At 40.4% G+C, this 19590-nt stretch carries 16 protein-coding genes; 8 read left to right on the top strand and 8 right to left on the bottom strand.

Annotated elements, in window-relative coordinates; genetic code table 11:
* Nucleotides 1-12: 12 nt before the first annotated feature.
* Both MLE17_RS09550 and MLE17_RS09545 read right to left on the bottom strand, forming a co-directional pair.
* Nucleotides 13-1167 (bottom strand): epoxide hydrolase family protein, encoded by a 1155-nt coding sequence (locus tag MLE17_RS09550; RefSeq protein WP_243348565.1) that lies wholly within the window; start codon nucleotides 1165-1167, stop codon nucleotides 13-15.
* Between the two features lie 446 nt (nucleotides 1168-1613).
* Nucleotides 1614-2486, bottom strand: a complete 873-nt coding sequence (locus MLE17_RS09545) for a hypothetical protein (protein ID WP_243348564.1) — start codon at nucleotides 2484-2486, stop codon at nucleotides 1614-1616.
* Nucleotides 2487-2640: 154 nt separating this feature from the next.
* Between MLE17_RS09545 and MLE17_RS18960 the strand changes: the two genes are divergently transcribed.
* Nucleotides 2641-2925 (top strand): transposase, encoded by a 285-nt coding sequence (locus MLE17_RS18960; protein WP_410795620.1) that lies wholly within the window; start codon nucleotides 2641-2643, stop codon nucleotides 2923-2925.
* A 319-nt stretch (nucleotides 2926-3244) separates the two neighbouring features.
* On the opposite strand, the gene MLE17_RS09535 is transcribed toward MLE17_RS18960, so the two are convergent.
* From MLE17_RS09535 to MLE17_RS09525, 3 genes are all read right to left on the bottom strand, one after another.
* Nucleotides 3245-4030 carry a hypothetical protein gene (locus tag MLE17_RS09535; RefSeq protein WP_243348563.1) on the bottom strand — a complete coding sequence of 262 codons (786 nt, stop codon included), beginning with the start codon at nucleotides 4028-4030 and terminating at the stop codon, nucleotides 3245-3247.
* A gap of 240 nt (nucleotides 4031-4270) precedes the next feature.
* Complete coding sequence (locus MLE17_RS09530; protein ID WP_243348562.1) at nucleotides 4271-4582, bottom strand: hypothetical protein; 312 nt, start codon at nucleotides 4580-4582, stop codon at nucleotides 4271-4273.
* Nucleotides 4583-6607: 2025 nt separating this feature from the next.
* Nucleotides 6608-6874, bottom strand: coding sequence for a hypothetical protein (locus MLE17_RS09525; RefSeq protein WP_243348561.1), 267 nt, complete (start codon nucleotides 6872-6874; stop codon nucleotides 6608-6610).
* Nucleotides 6875-7286: 412 nt separating this feature from the next.
* Here MLE17_RS09525 and MLE17_RS09520 point away from each other — a divergent pair, with 412 nt between their 5' ends.
* The 3 genes from MLE17_RS09520 to MLE17_RS09510 all read left to right on the top strand — a co-directional run bounded on the left by MLE17_RS09520 (nucleotide 7287) and on the right by MLE17_RS09510 (nucleotide 12488).
* Nucleotides 7287-9908: a phosphatidylglycerol lysyltransferase domain-containing protein gene (locus MLE17_RS09520; RefSeq protein WP_243348560.1), complete on the top strand. Its 2622-nt coding sequence runs from the start codon at nucleotides 7287-7289 to the stop codon at nucleotides 9906-9908.
* A gap of 275 nt (nucleotides 9909-10183) precedes the next feature.
* Complete coding sequence (locus tag MLE17_RS09515; protein WP_243348559.1) at nucleotides 10184-11629, top strand: AcvB/VirJ family lysyl-phosphatidylglycerol hydrolase; 1446 nt, start codon at nucleotides 10184-10186, stop codon at nucleotides 11627-11629.
* A gap of 10 nt (nucleotides 11630-11639) precedes the next feature.
* On the top strand, nucleotides 11640-12488 hold the full coding sequence (locus MLE17_RS09510) for a polysaccharide deacetylase family protein (RefSeq protein WP_243348558.1): 849 nt from the start codon (nucleotides 11640-11642) through the stop codon (nucleotides 12486-12488).
* Nucleotides 12489-12599: 111 nt separating this feature from the next.
* Here the strand turns inward: MLE17_RS09510 and MLE17_RS09505 are convergent, their stop codons facing one another.
* Nucleotides 12600-13469 (bottom strand): protoheme IX farnesyltransferase, encoded by an 870-nt coding sequence (locus tag MLE17_RS09505; protein ID WP_243348557.1) that lies wholly within the window; start codon nucleotides 13467-13469, stop codon nucleotides 12600-12602.
* A 185-nt stretch (nucleotides 13470-13654) separates the two neighbouring features.
* Here MLE17_RS09505 and cyoA point away from each other — a divergent pair, with 185 nt between their 5' ends.
* The 4 genes from cyoA to cyoD are packed head-to-tail and all read left to right on the top strand — an operon-like array spanning nucleotide 13655 to nucleotide 17682.
* Complete coding sequence (cyoA, locus tag MLE17_RS09500) at nucleotides 13655-14680, top strand: ubiquinol oxidase subunit II (RefSeq protein WP_243348556.1); 1026 nt, start codon at nucleotides 13655-13657, stop codon at nucleotides 14678-14680.
* 13 nt (nucleotides 14681-14693) lie between these two features.
* Entirely contained in the window at nucleotides 14694-16691 is a 1998-nt protein-coding gene (locus MLE17_RS09495; protein ID WP_243348555.1) for a cbb3-type cytochrome c oxidase subunit I, read from the top strand.
* A gap of 4 nt (nucleotides 16692-16695) precedes the next feature.
* Nucleotides 16696-17310, top strand: coding sequence for a cytochrome o ubiquinol oxidase subunit III (gene cyoC / locus MLE17_RS09490; protein WP_243348554.1), 615 nt, complete (start codon nucleotides 16696-16698; stop codon nucleotides 17308-17310).
* Between the two features lie 51 nt (nucleotides 17311-17361).
* On the top strand, nucleotides 17362-17682 hold the full coding sequence (gene cyoD / locus MLE17_RS09485) for a cytochrome o ubiquinol oxidase subunit IV (protein ID WP_243348553.1): 321 nt from the start codon (nucleotides 17362-17364) through the stop codon (nucleotides 17680-17682).
* Nucleotides 17683-17796: 114 nt separating this feature from the next.
* On the opposite strand, the gene MLE17_RS09480 is transcribed toward cyoD, so the two are convergent.
* Together MLE17_RS09480 and MLE17_RS09475 are read right to left on the bottom strand one after the other, a co-directional pair.
* Nucleotides 17797-18039, bottom strand: coding sequence for a CDGSH iron-sulfur domain-containing protein (locus tag MLE17_RS09480; RefSeq protein ID WP_243348552.1), 243 nt, complete (start codon nucleotides 18037-18039; stop codon nucleotides 17797-17799).
* A gap of 422 nt (nucleotides 18040-18461) precedes the next feature.
* Nucleotides 18462-19580: an IS110 family transposase gene (locus MLE17_RS09475; protein WP_243348551.1), complete on the bottom strand. Its 1119-nt coding sequence runs from the start codon at nucleotides 19578-19580 to the stop codon at nucleotides 18462-18464.
* Between the last annotated feature and the right edge of the window lie 10 nt (nucleotides 19581-19590).

The raw sequence follows: 19590 nt of genomic DNA, 5'->3' as shown, positions 1-19590 counted from the left end.
GTTGAATAAAGTTTAGATTGGCTGTCTGAATATCCTGTAAAAGTTGCGAATATCCTCCGTAAATAAAGTTGGTTCTTCCATTGCTGTAAAATGTCCTCCCCTTGGTATTTCAGTCCAGTGAACAATATTCAGATTCTTCTCTGCCCATTCTTTGGGGGGCAGCAAAATATCTCCACGGAAAAGCGCAAGGCCGGTTGGTACATTGATTTTATTCATTGGAGGTAATGAATGTGTATTTTCATAATACATTTGCGCTGAAGAACCGACCGTATTGGTTAACCAATAAATCATCACATTGGTCAATAGTTCATCTTTACTGAAAGTATTCTCAAGATTACCTTTGCAATCGCTCCATGAACGGAATTTTTCAAGAATCCAGGCAGCTACACCAACGGGTGAGTCGGAAAGTCCATAGGCCAGTGTTTGAGGTTTTGTGGATTGAATAGACATGTAGCCACCCTCTTGAGCAATCCATTGTTGAGCTGTCCTTTTGTAGGCTATTTCTATTGCAGAAAGCTTGCTCTCATCGGTCTCCATTAAAAGGGGGCGAATAATTCCAATATCAGTCAGATGGATTCCGATAAGTAACTCGGGGTGATTTAGCGCCATATAACGCGTAATGCCTGAACCCATATCGCCTCCTGCTGCGGCAAATTTAGCATAACCAAGTTTTTCAGTCATCAGTTTTACCCATAATTCAGCTACCCGTGAATTATTATAACCACTATATTCCGGGCTGGAGGAAAAGCCAAACCCGGGTATGGAAGGTACAATGATATCAAATGAATCATTTGGATTACCACCATAACTCGCGGGATCAGAAAGCATCTTGATTACTTTTTTATAGCGGAGAAAGCTATCCGGCCATCCATGTGTGAGAATAATGGGTATTGGATTTGGTCCTTTTCCTTTCTCGTAGATAAAATGAATATCAATTCCATCAATATTACATTGGAATTGGGTGAAACTATTTAAATCTTTTTCCTGTTTACGCCAATCATAATTATTTTTCCAATACTCTACTATTGATTGTAATTCATCTCTTTTGGTGCCTCTTTCCCAATCTGAATCTTTTAACTGATTTGGCCAACGTGTATAGGATAATCGATAAGCAAGATCCTCCAGGGACTTATCCGATATTTGTATTTGAAACTTTTTGAGTGACATAGTGATTCTAATCTATTTAGTTTTTAAAATACTATTCCGTAAGTTTCCGCCCTGTGAGAGGTTTCTGGTAATGCTATGCTGTTGTTATTTTGCTAAATAGGAAAGTGACTATTTTAGAACAGTTGCGCATATAAGAATTTGTGGATTTATTGTAAGTAACGTATTTTGCTGTTTGTTTGTTCCCCCTTTAGCATGAGGTTGGCGAAGCGAATAGCTATCCGGATCGTGGTGGAAATTCAAACAGCTTGTAGATGTTTGAAAATTCGAAGAATTCTCACTCCAATAGGCTTCAATAAATAACTATAATCTTAGACACATTGAGTTTATTGAAAGGACAGCTACAAGCTGTCTTTGTTTTGGGCACGGGTTGCGCATTCGCTAAACCCGCGCCAGTGGGGTCTACTTAACCCCTTTTGGTTATAAAACAGCGTGCCAGCGTCCTTATTTTATTTTTCACCTACTGCTTGTTCCTTAAGATTGCCATATATATCACTGCTGGTGCGTATATAAACCTTACTAAAACGAAAGTCGGCGTTTACCATGTTGTTATACTGATGAATCATTGTATAATAAAAGTACTCTCCCGATTTAGAATCAAAAGACCTTGCAACTTGTCTGTTTATCAAAGCATCCAGGGCAAAGTATCCAAGACTTAAAGCCGGCAATGGTTTCCCCGTTTTTCTAAAGATATAGTGTGTAAATTGTAAGAAAGAGGAAAATATGATTAGTAACAAAGGCATAATAAGGATCCCCGGAATTATACTTATAAGAAGGCCAACCACACCAAAATAGATTTGGGAGATGATCACGACAATTATTCCAATCACTGGCAACGAGAGAATCATTCCTTTAAGGAAGCTATCTGATAAGTCCCAAAACACAGTCACTCTTTTCCGTCCATTAAGTTTAATACAGAATAGGATGCTATCTATTACTTCAGCATGTTTTCGCAGATTTCTGGCGGACTCTTTATCGTATTTGTCTAATGATTGCCTGAACCTTAGAAACCTTTTACCAAATAAGATTTCTAGACCCTCAATGTATTCTTTGATGTTTTTCGCACTATACTCTCCCTCAAAATGATAGGCTTTATGTTCTTCCGGAATCGGATGATTTTTCAAATAACCTATGTAAATAAAAGGAACCACAATTAATAGACTAAATATACACAACAGAATATCACAATATGACACAAAATCTTTTACCGATAAAATAGAATGTACAATTACATGAGGACCTAGTATGGCTGGGATTGAGTCAGCAAAAATGCAAATAGAAGAAAAGGATAAAGTAAAAAGAAGACTTAATCTATTTTTCATGAATAGAAATTGTTTCGGATGTTGATTTAAATCATTCGTTAAACGAATATATGCGACAGCTACAAGCTGTCTTAGTTTTGGGTACGAGGTACGCTATCGCTAAACCCGCGCCAGAAGTTACTTTTCAAACTCGCGCGAAAGAGGGGTAGAGTTTTTGCGACGCTTTGCGATGCACATTCTACCCAAAGGCTTTGTAAAGATCCGCTACTTCGGCATACTGGGCAGCAGCTATAAAGAGCAGGTTAAAGCCCTGAAACAGAAACCGGATATCATCCTGAAGGCAGAAACCCGACAGCAACGCATCATCCGTCTGACCGGTTACGATTCCTGTCAGTGCCCTGCTTGCAGCAAAGGCAACATTCAGCCGGTAGAAATTCTACCGCGCATCCGTTCGCCTGGCAATGTCTTTTATCCGCAAACCACGACCCTGATCCTGTAATCTGCGCTTTCTTATCTCGCTTCACTAAGCAGGACGGCCATTGTATTGTCTATGCTTTACAAGAATCAACTATATTGGCTGATTCAGAGACTCATGGCTGCGTTGCTTTTGGTGTTTGTATCAGTCAATGCCTCTTTGATACAAGCTATTTCTCCCTTACCCTGACACCGCGGTGCTCATAAAACCTGCCGCTTTCTCCATAATCAGATGACTTCTTTCTTCCGTACATGATCGACTGTGAATCGGGAATGTAGTTCAACCTGTACTTCATCTGGGTCTTGCCGACCGCACGAAAGGCTATGTAATAGGCGGTCGGTATTTATTTCGTTTTAAAGAATATTCCATCAATAGTCGCATTTAGTCCAAACAGTCTGCTACGATGCTCTTTTGTGTACTTTATAAAAACAAAGTCTTTGAAAAATTTCACTTTAAACTCGCAATCATCTGATTCTGGAACATTATAAATAAATTCCCGCTTTGTCAACTTTATAGTATCAGTTTCAATTTCTGCTGTACTTAATTCTGGTTCTCCTTTCACTGAGTATATATTAAAAGAAGCTTTGTCCTTGTTGATTTTAGTTATATTAAAAATACCAGAAGCCTTGTTCCCCCACTGGTATTCATAATCTCCAAATATTTTTGACAAATCAGGTTGATAATCTTTTGAAATTATAACCGTGTCTTTTGTAGATAAATTTAGAGATAGTTCTTTATTTGTTTTGAGGGAAGACCAAATTCCATTAAATTCTTTACCGTCTGGAAGTCCAGTTATAATTCCGGTAATATTTCCGGCTTTGTCAAATTCTAAAAGTCTGTACTTTTTATCCCAATCCTCAATTGTCCCAATAAGTTTAATCGGAGTTTTACTTTTTGTGTTTAGGTAAATAATTTCTCCAATTATTACTTCATTGTCAAACTGATAATGAATGAAAATTGGTATTTTCCCATTTAAAGTTCCTTTCCAACAAAGATCTTTTTTCTGGTCTGTTTTTGATTCGGTCAAATTTGTCGAATTACTTGTATTCGATTTGTCTGAATTCGTAAAACTAAATAGAGCAAATAAAGAAATCAATAACAATGATAATACGTAAATTCTACCTTTCATCTTGCTGTTTTTTTAGAATGCCGCCTAACGACCGAGGCTATGGGCATTTGGCGGGGTGCGGGAGCGTTCACTGTCGCACTGCGACAAAGTGAATGCGGGAGCAAAACCTGCTAAATGCACGTCAGCCAGCCAATGAACATAGGCGTGTGTTATGGCCTAGGTGTTTTATTTTTTTATTTCGTCGCTTTTCATACGAAGTATTTTAGTCGTGTTTCTCTACAATCAGTCCGCAATTCAAGCTCAAGAAAAGTCGTATTGAACTATGTTGTTTTCTTTCAGCTTGTTGATAATAGTTTTCAGTACATCTTTATCTGAGAAGTAATAAATTGGGGAAGTTATATCTCGTCCAAAACTCATTACGCTAATATATAGATTTCCAGTTCTAAAAATAAAGGTTACTTGTCTTTCGTTGCTGAACCTAGGATTTGTTTGAAAGATTATTATATCATCTTCTTCTTTTTGAATCTTCCAGTTAGGATCAGTTGTCAAGTCATGAATATATTGTTTGGTTTTTGTTTTGTCTTTGACAGACAACACAGTTAGTTTCTTCATCTTGTCAATAGTGAAGAATGTCAATGAACAAATTATAATGTAAATAGAAATCCAGAAAATTCTAATAGGTGTTATTTCATGAGTGCTATCCCTCAGTATGTCCATTAAAATGTAAGAAAGGAATACTGTCGCAAAGAATCCGTACCAAAGAAAATCTGAATAGTAACTAAACCATGATTTCGGGCAAATCTTTCCCTTTTCTATTGATTTTTCTATGTCTATTTTTAGTTTCATTTCTTTTGTTTCTCAATTATAAGTCTCGCGATAATTGTCACTTATAGGATAGATTTCTCTTGTCTTTCTTTTTTTCTACACTTGGCCATAACATCTCTCTATGTGACACTCGATTCCTGTATGAGACACTGATGTCGTATATTTCCGCCTTAGATATTTTTGATTTGGTGTATAATAGGTTGTATTTTAGGCTTGTATCTAATAATGGCAAAAAAGAGCTGTGTCACATACAGAAAAAAGGGCAATAGAGAAGGTTGTGATTTGATTGTATTTATTCTAATTCACACCTCAAATGTATGAATAAAATATTGAAATACAAATATGTCAATTACTTAATATTGAGATTGTCCAAAGGGCTCTTAATCTGATTGAAACCTTTGGTAGTGATATGCGTATAAATCTCCGTAGTTTTTACTGCTAATATGACCAGGTAAGCTAGGAATTGGAGCAAAGAGTAAATCGACGGAGTCAATATATCCCCACTATCGCTTAGTTCTGCACCAACGGGTATTTGCCATTTTGTCACGAATCTCCCTGGTTTTCATAGCAGGCAACTCCGCTCTTCCTCTACAGCAACTCCACAGTAACTCCACATATGCTCCACAGTTGTACGCATATAGGTGGTTTGATAAAAAGAGACGGATTGTCTGGTTTTGACTATCAAAATGATAATGGGGGAGAGGCTGTTTTTTTTATACGCTGTTAGGATGGTGTCGTGCGAATAAAGTCTCTTTAATTAACCATGTAACGATGGAGAACGAGTAAACCTAACAGCATCAAGAGGCCTCGTCAGCATTAAGTCCTTTGCTGTTCATTCATAGCATTTTCTTATGGGGGCAGTGTCCCGATAGTTATCTCGGGATTTAACCGCTGGTTCTAATACAAGATAATTGCGGTTAAAAACCGCAACACCTGATGGCGTTGTTTCGATTTTACTATTGATTTTTTGTGTTTGAGCTTTTTGAATATGACAGCTACAAGCTGTCTGGTTTTTGGGCACGGCCCCGATAGAATTCGGGAACGCTTTTGCTAAAGCCGTGCCAGTGTAGGGGCTTCTATGTAACAACTCCGCAGAGTATCTATGCCTTTTGACTAAATTGTCCTGAAAACCGGCTAGCTTCGCTTTTCCTCCGATACTGCTCCGATACTGCTCCAATATTCCTCCGATACTATTCCCATTAAAGGATTTAGGCTTTTAGTTATAGTTTGATGTTTTGGATAGGTGCTTTGTGTGGATTTGTAGTGTTTTGCCTCTTTCAGGTGATAGGTTGTAAATATTGGCTTTTGAATAAGATAGATGGTGCTTTTTAGCTTTGGTTCCGGAAAGTATTTAAATGGGAGGGGTGATATGTTTGACTTTACAGATTTCGCTTCGGGTCTTATATCAGAATATCAGTCAGACTGTTTTTGACATTTTGCTACAACCGGATTTCGAAAAAGAGTCTTTTTTCCGGTATTGATCCTCCAGGGATCCTCTAGGGACACTCCAGGGATCCTCCAGAGATGGTATAGAGAATGGGGCAAATAGTTTTTGAAGTTAATTTGCTTGCAAAAGTTATCCGATTGCCCTTTTATGCTGTCATAATGATATTTAGAAGGTCTCAGAGTATTGGTTTCGAGTCCAGAGGAAAGTTCCTTCATTTCAAATCCAAGAATGGGTCAATTTTTCATCGTGAATTAATTATGGTATAAGCTTTCTTTCAAAACATCTTAGCCACGAAACGTTATTGTGCCAAAAAAACGTCTGACAGAACATTTCCATCAGACGTCTTATGATTATTCACAGAAAACTTATTTCTTTTCAGGTGCTTTTTCATGAGCTTTTTTGTTTATGGCTTTCTTTTCACCTTCTTTCTTCATGCATTCTTTTTTATCGGCATCTTTCTTTTCACACTCTTTTTTCATCGGAGCTTTTTTTTCCATGTGTTTTTTGTGCGCAGGAGGTGCAGGAGCTTCTTTTTTTTCCTTTTCAGCCGGTTTAGTGGTTGTTTGTGCGATTGCGCCTGATGTTGCGAGCAAAAATGCGCAAGCCATCATGGATACCCATAGTTTTTTCATAAAGCGTAGAATTTAGTGTTATACAAAAAAGAAAATACCCCTATTAAACAGGCAGTAGTTTGGGTTTGTTCATGTCAATGATTTATTTGTTGTTTATCTGTCTTACAGCTACTGATAATGAATCGTCCATTTTATTTGTTCAGTTTGAATGTTTCGGAGTTATTTCGAATGTGAGAGTATACGTGTGTCTCAGTTTTTAACTGCGATAATATTCGGAGAGAATCAGCGGTTAAATCCCGAGATGGCTATCGGGACGCTGCACCCGTAATGGTCTGCTGTACATGAAAATTCATTTGTTATTTACTCATTGAATCAGAAGTGTTAATCAAAACAGGACTTTGTTTTGTTGTATATACATGAATTAAACATGGATACAAATCCGGGTCTGATTTCATTTCTAAGAAAGTAGGATATGAAGATGAATGTTGAAGTCATAAAATTCCGGCATTTGACTGAGCTGGGAATTCCATTTCTCCGGGAGAATGGAAAAATAATCGCTCAGTTCTTGTTAACAGCACTCTTTATTGCCCTGGCGATCTGGTTTTTCAAGCACGAAGAGTCAGAACTAAGCGAAGTACGCAAAACACTTTTTTCTGCCAAATGGGAATATGTGCTGGCGGGAATTAGTGTGACCGTGATTCACATCTGGTTGCAGGGATATATGTACCGGTACTCATTTGCTGCTGTCCGGAGCAGGATACCTATACCCGTGGCTGTTCTGCTTTTCCTGAAACGTAACTTTATCAGCGTTTTTATACCTGCGGGAGGCGTTTCTTCATTAGCCTTCTTTAGTGGAGAGGTGGAAAGGACCGGAGTTTCGAAGTCAAAGATTCATTTTGCCTCTTCCATCTATGCTTTTGTAGGTGTGCTATCGGTGTTGATTGTCGCTATTCCGGTATTTATTTATGCGATGGCTGAAGGTGTAATCGGCTCGGGGGAATGGTTTGCCTTAGGTGCATTGGCCGGATTGATTTACCTCTTTTACTTTATTTACCATTCGGTAATGGGCGAGGGGAAGGTGTATAAGCTAATCATCCGTTATTTCCCGGCTTCCGAGGTTTTTATGCAGGACCTGATATCCAACACCATTGACCGGAAAAGTCTGGTGATGGCAGTCGTTGTTTCTGTGATCATCGACCTGACCGGCGCTATACATCTTTATATAGCCATGTTGGCACTGAATTTTAGCCCGACCATTTTTATTGCCTTATTAGGCTATCTGGTCGCAGTATTATTTCTGGTTATTTCTCCATTTATGCGGGGACTGGGTGCCGTAGAGTTTTCCATGGCGTATGTATTGATGCGTTTCGGCTTTTCACAGGTAGAGGCCATTTCAATAACCTTTCTCTACCGCTTCTTCGAGTTCTGGCTCACGCTATTGATGGGCGGACTGAGTTTTCTGATTCGAATCAATAAACTACTGATGCGGATTATTCCGGCACTGCTGATATTTGCTTTGGGATTAATCAATGTAATATCGGTATTTACTCCCGCCATTGATACGCGACTGGAAGCACTGGAAGACTTTCTTCCTTTAGACGCCATTACTGCTTCAAACTATTTCGTTGCCCTGGCTGGTGTTTTTATGTTATTGACCGCCGCATTTATGTTTAAAGGATTGCGCACTGCCTGGTGGATTGCCATTGCTCTGAGTATTGTTTCCGCGATAGGCCATTTAACCAAAGCTATTGATTATGAAGAGGCTATTGCCGCTTTGCTTGTATTGGTGATGCTGGTTTATTCACGCAAAGAGTATTATATCCGAAGCAATCCCCGGTTACGGTTTGTCGGCTTTACCACGGCGTTTGCCAGTATTGTAGCTGTATTGGTGTATGGAATCGTAGGCTTTTATTTCCTGGATAAAAAGCATTTCGATATTGACTTTAATCATTGGCAAAGTGTCCGCTATACGATTCAAAACTATTTTATCGTGGGGAGCAGCGATTTGATTCCGCGGGATGAATTTGCACGCCACTTCCTGTTGTCGATTAATATCAGTGGATTGCTCTCAATGTCATTCCTTTTTTATGCGATTGTCAGTCCGTATGTGTACAAGCGATTGTCTCACCCTGAAGAACGGGAGAAGGCGCAGAAAATGATTAGTGATTACGGTAAATCGGCGATGGATTATTTCAAATGTTATCCCGACAAGCTCTTTTTTGTTCCCGAAGAGTTGAATGCCTTTCTGGCTTACCGCATTGCGGGAAACTACGCTGTCGTACTCGAAGATCCGGTAGCGGAAAATGAAGAGCAGTTGCTTCGTTGCATCCGGTTGTTCGATAATTATTGCTATGAAAACGGATTGAAGAGTTTTTACTATCGCGTACCCACCGAGAGTCTGGGTATCTATAAGAAATTGCATAAGAAATACCTCTTTCTGGGGCAGGAAGGAGTGGTGGATGTGAATACCTTTACCCTTGAAGGCGGCAGTCGCAAACCTATGCGTAATGCGGTGAATAAGGTAATCGAACGGGGATATAAATCCACTATTCATACTCCGCCGATTAAAGATGGCGTCCTGCAGAAGCTTCGGGCTGTCTCCGACGAGTGGCTAAATGAGACCGGGCGCAGCGAGATTATCTTTTCACAGGGAATGTTTATCTGGGAAGAGTTGAAGCAGCAGACCATCATCACGGTGGAAAGTCCGGAGGAGAAAATCGTTGCTTTTCTCAACGTTATCCCCGATTATGCGAAAGAAGAGGCAACTTATGACCTGATACGCAAAACGCTGGATGCACCGAACGGGGTGATGGATTTCATTCTGATAGAGCTTTTCAAATATGTGAAAAGTCAGCAGCTGCGGTACGTCAACCTGGGCTTTGCACCGCTATCAGGGATAGAGAGTCCGCAAAACATCACTGAAGAATCTATGAAGTTTGCTTACGAAAAGGTGCGTACCTTCTCGCACTACAAAGGATTACGTGATTATAAGGAGAAGTTTTCGCCGGTATGGTACAACAAATACCTGATTTACGACCACGATTACGATTTGTTGCAAGTCCCGGCCGTTTTATCCAAAGTCATTAAACCGTAAATATCAGCAAACTAAGACTAAGATTTTAGCCACGAATCCACGAATAAGAAAGTATCTTTTCTTTTCCAGTTTTGGAAAAGTATTTGTGGTATTCGATATGTATTTATTCAATATTCCAGCAAGTTGCCTCTCAATATTCATTCGTGGATTCGTGGCTTACTATTTTGATTTATATCCTGTTTCTCAGAATAATTACACGAAACTTAGGGAAATATTTTTCCTAAGTAATAGAGTCACCCACATTATTCGTTATAGAGCAAAATAAAATACGACATATGAAAAGTAAATGGTGTATTATTGTAGTAATATTCTTCTTGCTGGCGCTATCAACGCAAGCTGAAATTCGCCCCGATTCACTCAGTTACGGTGCATTCGGAACCGTGAAGATTTATAAGCCGAAAGGTATTCCTACGGGTGTGGTGCTTTTCCTTTCCGGCGATGGCGGTTGGAATGCAGGTGTCGTCGATATGACACAAAACATCCTGTTGGAAGGCGCATTTGTAATCGGGATAGATATCCGGCATTACCGTCATCAACTGAGGGTGGATAAATCCCGTTGCATCTATCCGGCGGGTGACTTGGAGATGCTGAGTATGATGGTACAGAAGCGTTATAACTTCCAGAAGTACTACAAACCGATTCTGGTAGGATACTCTTCCGGTGCAACGTGGGTATATGGCATTTTGGCACAAGCCCCTTCCAATACATTTAAGGGGGCGATATCGCTGGGCTTTTGTCCGGATTACGAACTGAACAAGCCTTTCTGTGAAGGTTCAGGTTTGCGGCAATATGTCTTTAAGCCGGGGAAATCCTACTACCTGGAACCGACCGAAAGCCTGACAGCACCATTTATCGTCCTGCTGGGGCTGGATGACCAGGTCTGCCTGTATAAAGATATCGAGCAGTTTATGAAAAAGGTAAAGATGGGAGAGTTGGTCGCTTTGCCTAAAGTTGGTCATGGCTTTTCTGTGCCTAAGAATTGGTTGCCTGAGTTTGTTACCGCCTACAAGCGCATAGAAAGTGCACCTTCGTATGCCGAACAGGTGTCAAGTCAGAGCACATTGCTCAGGGAGGAACATCTGCGTCCCGAGCCGGTTAATGTCCCGATTACCGTGATTCCTACAGCCGTGAGAGATTCATTGCCGTTGGCCATCTTTATTTCGGGTGATGGCGGCTGGACCAGCTTTGACCAGTCCATTTGCCAGGCGCTTTCCGTCAAAGGCGTTCCGGTGATAGGGGTGGATGCGCAGAAGTATTTCTGGAAATATAAATCACCGGAAGTGGTTGCCGCAGACCTGACAAAGGTTTTTCAGCAATATGCTCCGCAATGGAAAAAGCGTCGGTTTACGTTGATAGGCTATTCCTTTGGTGCGTGTGTAGTTCCTTTTGTTGCGGAACGATTGCCTATGCCCGTGAAAAACAACTTAGAAAGCCTCTTTTGCCTCTCTCCGGACGAAGCAGCCGACTTTGAAATTCATGTGGCCGACATGCTGAGTCTCGGCAGCAAAAAGGATATATTCGATGTGCTTGCCGAAATCCGAAAAGTGGGCCGGTGGCATCCGGTTTGCGTGTTCGGGGATAAGGAGAGCGTGGAATTACGCGGGAAATTTGCCCAAACGGGTGCAAGAATATTAACTTTACCGGGCAATCACCACTATAATCACAATGCAAATGCAGTCGCTGAACTTCTCTTCAACGAAATCAAGGCAATAAACAAATGATTTTCCGCTTATGGACAGACTCAAACAATCCATTCCGTTCCTGTTGTTATTTTCTCTCATTCTGACCTCTATGTTTGCCGGAAATTCGTTGAAAAACCAGAACTTCATCAAGCAGCTTTACCGCGATAGCAATTACCTGAAGAAGCGGGCGCTGATTTCCCATACCTTTGAACACACCACCCCCGGTCATTGGGGCGAATTTGTAAAAGGGGTGGATGAAGACTTGGTCACCCGCAATAAAATTGTGGCCTTTACCTTCGATGCCTGCGGCGGTCAGCACGGAAGCGGCTATGACCAGGCGCTGATAGAGCTACTGAGACGTGAAAAAGTACCCGCCACACTCTTTGTAACAGGCAAATGGATTGATAAGAACCTGAAATCCTTCCTGCAACTAAGCCGGGATACCCTTTTTGAAATCGAGAATCACGGATTTAATCACCAGCCTTGCGCCATCGACGGCGAGAGCGCATATGGCATTAAAGGGACGCCCGATGTGCCTGACGCTTTTGACGAGATAGAAGCCAATGAAATGAAAATTGCTCTTCTGACCGGACGTCGTCCTCTCTTTTACCGTTCGGCCACAGCCTTTATTGACGAGGCGGGAGTACGCATAGCGCAACGGTTGGGTGTGACGGTCGTGAGTTTTGATGTTCTCTCCGGTGACGCCGTGCCGGGTACTCCGGCGCATGAGATTGAGAAAAATGTGCTGGAAGGTGTTCGTCCGGGCGCCATCATTATCATGCACTTCAACCGTCCGGAGTGGAATAGCTGTGAAGCGCTGGAGAAGATCATTCCTGCCTTACGTAAACGAGGCTTTACCTTTGCCCGGTTAAAGGACTTTCCACTGAAACGGAAATAGGAGGGCGGATTTTTGTTTTAACAGCGTAACATCAGATAGAATATCTCATCAATATAAAAACGTCTGACAGAAATAATCTGCCAGACGTTTTTTATGGGGCAATAGGAATTCTCAGACCAGAGGATCGACGATCATAGCAATAATAATCACCAAAAGAAACATATTCAGTCTCATAAATAACTTGAAAGGATTGAAGTCTTCATGAGGTTTAGTCACCAGCTTAAGGAAAGCCACAATAAGCCACACGGCAGCCAGAGTCACTACTATAGTGAAAATATAAGTGTGGATTAGACCTGAAAACAAAAGGAGAATAATATTGAGTGCAGTTGCCACTATCCATACAAAAGTAACTCTTCGGATCTGTTGAGTATTGAATATCCTGATAATGACAGGGAAGCCGGCCTGATCATATTCTTCTCCATATTTTAGCATAAGCAACCAGAAATGAGGTGCTTGTGACATAAAGAAAAAGAATGCCATGATATACAACCGGGGATCGTGTAGAGTTCCTCCACCGGCAACCCATCCTACCATTGGCGGAATGGCTCCGATCACACTTCCGGGGATTACAGCAAAAGCGGTTATTCTTTTCAATGGGGTGTAGATTAGATTATACCACACAAAAGCCATAAACCCTAGAAAAGCAGCTTCAAAGCCATTACCCACATACACTATCCATGTTCCTAATCCAATTTCAATAATAGCGATAATCAAAGCTGTTAATGGTTTAATATTACCGGAGGGTATCGGGCGGGTTTTCGTTCGATTCATCAGGATATCTTTATCCCGTTCCTGAAATTGGTTCAGGGCAGCTGAGCCACATGCAAGTATAAATATACCCAACAGAGGTAGAGCGACCTTTTGGTCGATTGTGCCGGCTGCCAGAGTATAACCGGCTAAAGTAGTTAAGGTTACAATTATTGTAATTCTTAGTTTGTTTAATTCTACGAGCAGACGGATGTATTCGGTGATTGACTTCATTCTATTTTAATTATTTCCCTTCCAAACAAAAATAGAGAAGTTTTGTTTATTGTGAGTCATTATATTGGTTCTGCAGTTTAGAATGGATAAATTCCTGAGCCAAATATAAAATAAAATGTTTGTGAAATCAATTTCTTATTATATTTGATCGCCATCTTAAGTTAATCATTTTTACATGAATTCTAATGAGTGAAAAAAAAATCAGTAACGGAATCAAAGGAGGAGTTTTTCTACTGCTGACATTAATGCTTAGCAGCTGTAAGGATATGGTTATCCTGGATCCCAAAGGCCCGATTGGGCATAGTAACGCGAATTTAATTATTACAGCAGTTGCTTTAATGCTAATCGTTGTGGTTCCCGTTTTTATCATGGTGATGTGGTTTTCCATCCGTTATCGAAGAGGTAATGAGAAAGCGACATTTCGTCCTGAATGGGGCCATTCTTATACCGCAGAATGGGTTATCTGGTCAGTCCCGATTGCCATTATCGCAGTTCTTTCCTATCTGACCTGGACAAGTACTCACGCGTTAGATCCTTACAAACCTATTCAATCCGAAAAGAAAGCCCTTCAGGTAGAGGTCATTTCTACAGACTGGAACTGGGTGTTTATTTATCCTGAAGACAGTGTGGCCACGATAAATGAGCTGGTCATTGAAGCCGGTCGTCCGGTAAGCTTCCGCCTTACCTCTGCCTCTGTGATGACTTCATTCTTTATCCCGCAGTTGGGAAGCCAGATCTATGCCATGGCCGGTATGCAAACCAAATTGAATCTTTTGGCTGACCATGTCGGAACTTATACCGGACAAAACCAGGAATTCAGCGGAGACGGGTATGACAATATGCATTTCAACGTATATGCCAAGAGTCCTGAAGATTTTAAACAATGGTTAGGGACTGTAAAGGGAAAAGTCAATAGGCTCACTAATGAAGACTTTATTAAGATTACGCAATATGGTCAGGAATACCAATTGGCTAAAAAATCGGATCATCATCTGGCTTATAAACCTATTGCACCCTGTGTTTATTACCCTGTAGAACCGGGTATTTTTGATAAAACGATGGCTCCATACATGGACTGGATGAATATGGAAGAAGGTAGCACCAATTCCGGAGAAAGCATGGATATAAATAAAAAAGAGTGCAGTGAGCACATGGACAAGACCATGGCTCAGGGAGATTGCTGTAAACATAAGAATAACAATAATAAGTAGGAGGAATAAAAATATGTTTGGAAAACTAACATTAGCAGATTTTCCCTTTAACGAGCCTGTGATCATGGGTGCTCTGGTAAGTGGAGGACTTGGTGCATTAGTCGTTTTAGGGTTAATTACATATTTCAAGAAATGGGGTTATCTGTGGAATGAATGGCTGATTAGCGTTGACCACAAGAAGATAGGTGTAATGTATATCGTATTTGCCATTATCATGCTGTTGCGTGGATTTGCTGACGGTATCATGATGCGTGCCAATCAGATGATGTCAGTAGGTGACCATACCGGTTATTTAACTCAGAATCACTATGATCAGGTTTTTAGTGCACACGGTACCATTATGATCATATTTGTGGCAATGCCATTTATGGTCGGTTTGATGAATTTGGTGATTCCTCAACAGATCGGAGCCCGTGACGTAGCATTTCCATTATTGAATTCATTGAGTTTCTGGATGACTGCTGCCGGTGGGGCTCTGATGATGATCTCTTTAGGTGTTGGAGTCTTCTCAAATACAGGATGGACAGGTTTGGCTCCATTATTTGAAAAAGAGTATAATCCGGGAGTTGGTGTTGATTACTGGATTTGGGCATTTCAGATAGCTGGAGTAGGTTCAACCCTGACGGGCATTAACTTTCTGGTCACTATCATTAAGATGAGAGCGCCCGGTATGAAACTAATGAGAATGCCCATGTTTACATGGACTACTCTTACCGCTAATGTCTTGATGGTCCTTGCTTTCCCTGCGATCACTGTAGCATTGGTTCTTGTGTCTCTGGACAGATATCTGGGAATGCACTTCTTTACCAATGATATGGGGGGCAACATGATGTTGTACAATAATATTTTCTGGATGTGGGGGCATCCTGAAGTGTATATCGTAATACTACCTGCTTTCGGAATTTTCTCGGAAGTCGTTGCTACATTCTCAAAAAAGAAATTATTTGGATATGTATCACTTGTGTACGCTACAGCAGTAATTATGTTGTTGTCATTTTTGGTATGGTTACACCACTTCTTTACGATGGCAAATACTCCAAATGTGAATATATTCTTTGGAATTGCCACAATGTTAATTGGAGTTCCGACGGGTGTAAAAATCTATGATTGGTTGCTAACCATGTATAGAGGTCGAATTACATTTTCACCGGCAATGCACTGGATGCTTGGCTTTCTGGTTTTATTCGTAATTGGTGGTATGACCGGTGTGCTTATGGCTGTTCCGGGCGCTGACTATGTAGTGCACAATACAACTTTTCTGGTCGCGCACTTTCACAATGTGCTGATTCCCGGAGCTCTGTTTGGTTATCTGGCCGGTTATAACTACTGGTTTCCAAAGGTTTTCGGATTTAAACTGAACGAAAGATGGGGTAAACTCTCCTTCTGGGGCTGGGCTTTAGGATTTGCGCTTGCTTTCTTCCCGTTGTACGTGACCGGATTCATGGGAATGCCACGAAGAATTTCTCATATTAGCAATTTATCGTGGGAGCCCTTTTTGATCGTTGCCATGCTGGGTACATTGGTCGTTGGGTTCGGTGTTTTTGCAATGCTTGTTCAACTCTTCTTTAGTATCAAAGACCGCAATAAAAATCTTGATCTTACCGGAGATCCCTGGGATGGAAGAACCCTGGAGTGGGCTACTGATTCACCTACACCGGTCTATAATTTTGCAGTCATTCCTGTTGTTAAGGAGCTTGACGATTTTAAGAGAATGAAAGATGATGGTTCTGTATTTCATCGACCCGAGAAATATGATCCTATTGTAATGCCAAAAGATAAAGTCTATGGACCAATAATGGGTGCACTTCTTATCGCATTTGGATTTTCTATGGTATGGTATATCTGGTGGTTAGCTATTATCAGTTTCTTGGGAATCCTGATCACAGTTGTAATTATAGGTAATGATAACGATAATGAATATATCATATCAGCCGAAGAGGTCAAGGCCATTGAAGATAAGCGATACGAGAAACTTGCTGCAGCATTAAAAAATAAAATCGAGGAGGATTAATAAAATGAATACAGACGTATTAAATCAAGATGCTGTAAAAGCACTGGAAGCAGAACATCACCATCAGATGGAATTAAAGACCTATGGCTTCTGGATCTATCTGATGAGTGACCTGGTGATTTTTTCCCTGTTGTTTGCTACCTTTATCGTGTTGGGAAAGAATGCAGCAGGTGGTGAAAGTATCGGGAAACTTTTTGAGTTACCCTATTTATTTACAGAAACCATGCTGCTCCTTTTCAGCAGTTTTAGTTTCGGTATGGCTATGATCTCCATGCAGAATGATAACAAAAAAGGAGTTCTCGCCGGATTGATTCTGACAGCGCTGCTTGGACTTGGATTCGTAGGTATGGAAGTTACCGAGTTTGCCAAACTTATTGCAGAAGGTAACGGACCAGACAGAAGCGGAGCGCTTTCTTCCTTCTTCACTTTGGTAGGGACTCACGGGCTTCACGTCTCCTTTGGTATCATATGGTTGACAGTAATGACCATACAAATAGCCAAAAGAGGATTGTCTTTTCATGCACGTTCCCGTATGATGACCCTGAGTTTATTCTGGCATTTTCTGGATGTAATATGGGTAGGCGTATTTACCGTTGTTTACCTTTTGGGCCTTGTATAAACAAAGGTTGGCTTAAATATTTTATAAACACTAAAATTCGGAGATTTTACTATGAGTGATACACATGGAGGTGGAGCCCACCTGACAACAAAAGGATATATAACCGGTTTTATACTGGCACTGATACTTACATTGGTATCGTTTGGTATTATAATGTTCAGAGATAGCGTTTCTCAAACAGTTCTATACACAGTATTGTTCCTTGCAATGACTGTGCAGATGCTGGTACATGTTCACTATTTCCTTCACCTCGATACCTCTAAAGCACAACGCTGGAATGTAATAGCCATCGGATTTACAGCAATTCTGTTATTTATCTTTATTGCAGGAACTATGTGGGTAATGTACACCCTTAATTCGAGAATGATGTAACAGAGATCATATTAATGTAACAGCCTGATTATTGAATTGCCCCCTCAAGTTAGAAGCATAACTTTAAGGCGGTAACTCAATAATCAGGCTGTTTTTGTACAATTAAACAAGGGGTTATTCATCGAGGAATCCTGCCTTTTTGTGTGCGCCGTCGCAAAATGGTTTGTTGTTACTGTGACCGCAACGGCAGAAATGTGCATCTTTTTTTACTTCTTCTTTACCGTCTTTGTACACTACTTTAATTTCTCCTGAGATCAAAATTGGTCCGTTTGGCCAGATTTTTGCTGAAATTTTCTCTTCCATAATTTTATTATTAATTGGTGATTGATTATAGGACAAAGGTAAGCTCTGATCCATTGTGTACGGTTATACTATACGGTAGTTCTGTTGTACATTTCGGAAAGAATGTCTGTTACCTCCTTTCTTGGTTCTTCGATCGGCTTTCAGCTAAGAGAGGCACTTACTTCGGTTATCTCATACTTTCAGTGCATTCACCCACACTTTTACTGCATTAATGCACTGAAAATGTTAAACAACGCATGCTTTGTATGCGTGATCGCATGGAAAGTGTTAAACGTCACAGTGAAAGTGTGCGTGATTTCATCAATTTGGTGCGATCACGCAGTAAAATGGTGTGATATCACACAGAAAGTATGCGTTCACGCAGTCTGGGCGTGCGTGGGCGCATGTGAAGTATGGAATTAGGAGGTTTTTATTTGTAGTTGGTAGCTAGTTCAAGGTACTGTCTTAATCTCCAAATAAAATCGCAATTATTTTTCCTATATTTGTGGAATTGAAAGAGGACTTCCAACAGCAATGTTAGACAGTTTATCTTGTGTAGGTGGATTTATTCCACCTACTTTTTTATCTATACCTGGATTACTTTGTTTAGCTTCGTAATTTGCATCATACGCTTCATTTCTTTTCCACAGGATATATGTTAAGCATAAAAGTTTTCTTTGAATAGCGACATAGGCTTTCATTTTTATTGTCGTTTTACTCATAATCCGATTGTATAGATTCACGAATTTAGGTTCTCCATACTTGACTACATTCAAAGATGCCATATGCATTATACGGCGAATATGGCTATTTCCTTTCTTCGATATTTTAGTCTTTCCGACTCTCTTTCCGGATTGATTCTCTACAATATCATAACCGGCATAGCTGGTTAATTGACGTTCGTTTTCAAAGAGTTTAAATCCATTTGTTTCTGCTATAATTGTAGCAAAGGTAAGAGGCCCAAGCCCTTTTATAGGACTGATTTTATCGTATCGCTCACGTATCTTTTCATCTTTATTGATCAACTCTTTTATGCGAACCTTTGTTTCTGCGATCTGTGTTTCTATAAGTTGAATCAGGGATAACAAGCTATTCTTAACTTCTTCAACCTGAAACATGCCATATTCCATGCTTGATAATTGATTCATAAGCTGTGTTCGGTTCATTGACAGTTGCTCACAAAAACGGGTTAGGGCTCTTAGCTCATAAACAGATGGTGAAAATGGCTCCCAGGCAGGAAGTCTCTGTTCTGCTCCCATTTGAGAAAGTCCCTTTGCATCAATTGTATCGTTTTTACTCTTTAGTCCCAGGCTTTGCATGTATTTCTTCGACTTATTCGGCAATACAATACTTACTATATACCCCTGATTATAGAAGTAATAAGCCAGATTCTCATGGTAATTACCTGTAGCCTCCATTGTCAATACAATAGCAACATCTACTTTCTTGTGTTGACAGATCCAATGATCACAATCACTAAATCCTTTTGCTGTATTTTTGAACTTTCGAGTTGCTTTGACTGTAATCTTTTGATCACTGGTAAACAACGACATTGCAGCGACAAACTCTTCTTTAGAACAATCTAGTCCTACCGAATACTTTACTGGAGTTACCATAAGTAATTAG

The sequence above is a fragment of the Parabacteroides sp. FAFU027 genome (assembly GCF_022808675.1).
Lineage (GTDB): Bacteria > Bacteroidota > Bacteroidia > Bacteroidales > UBA7332 > CAXXIC01.
This window is presented reverse-complemented; position numbering and strand designations above follow the sequence as displayed.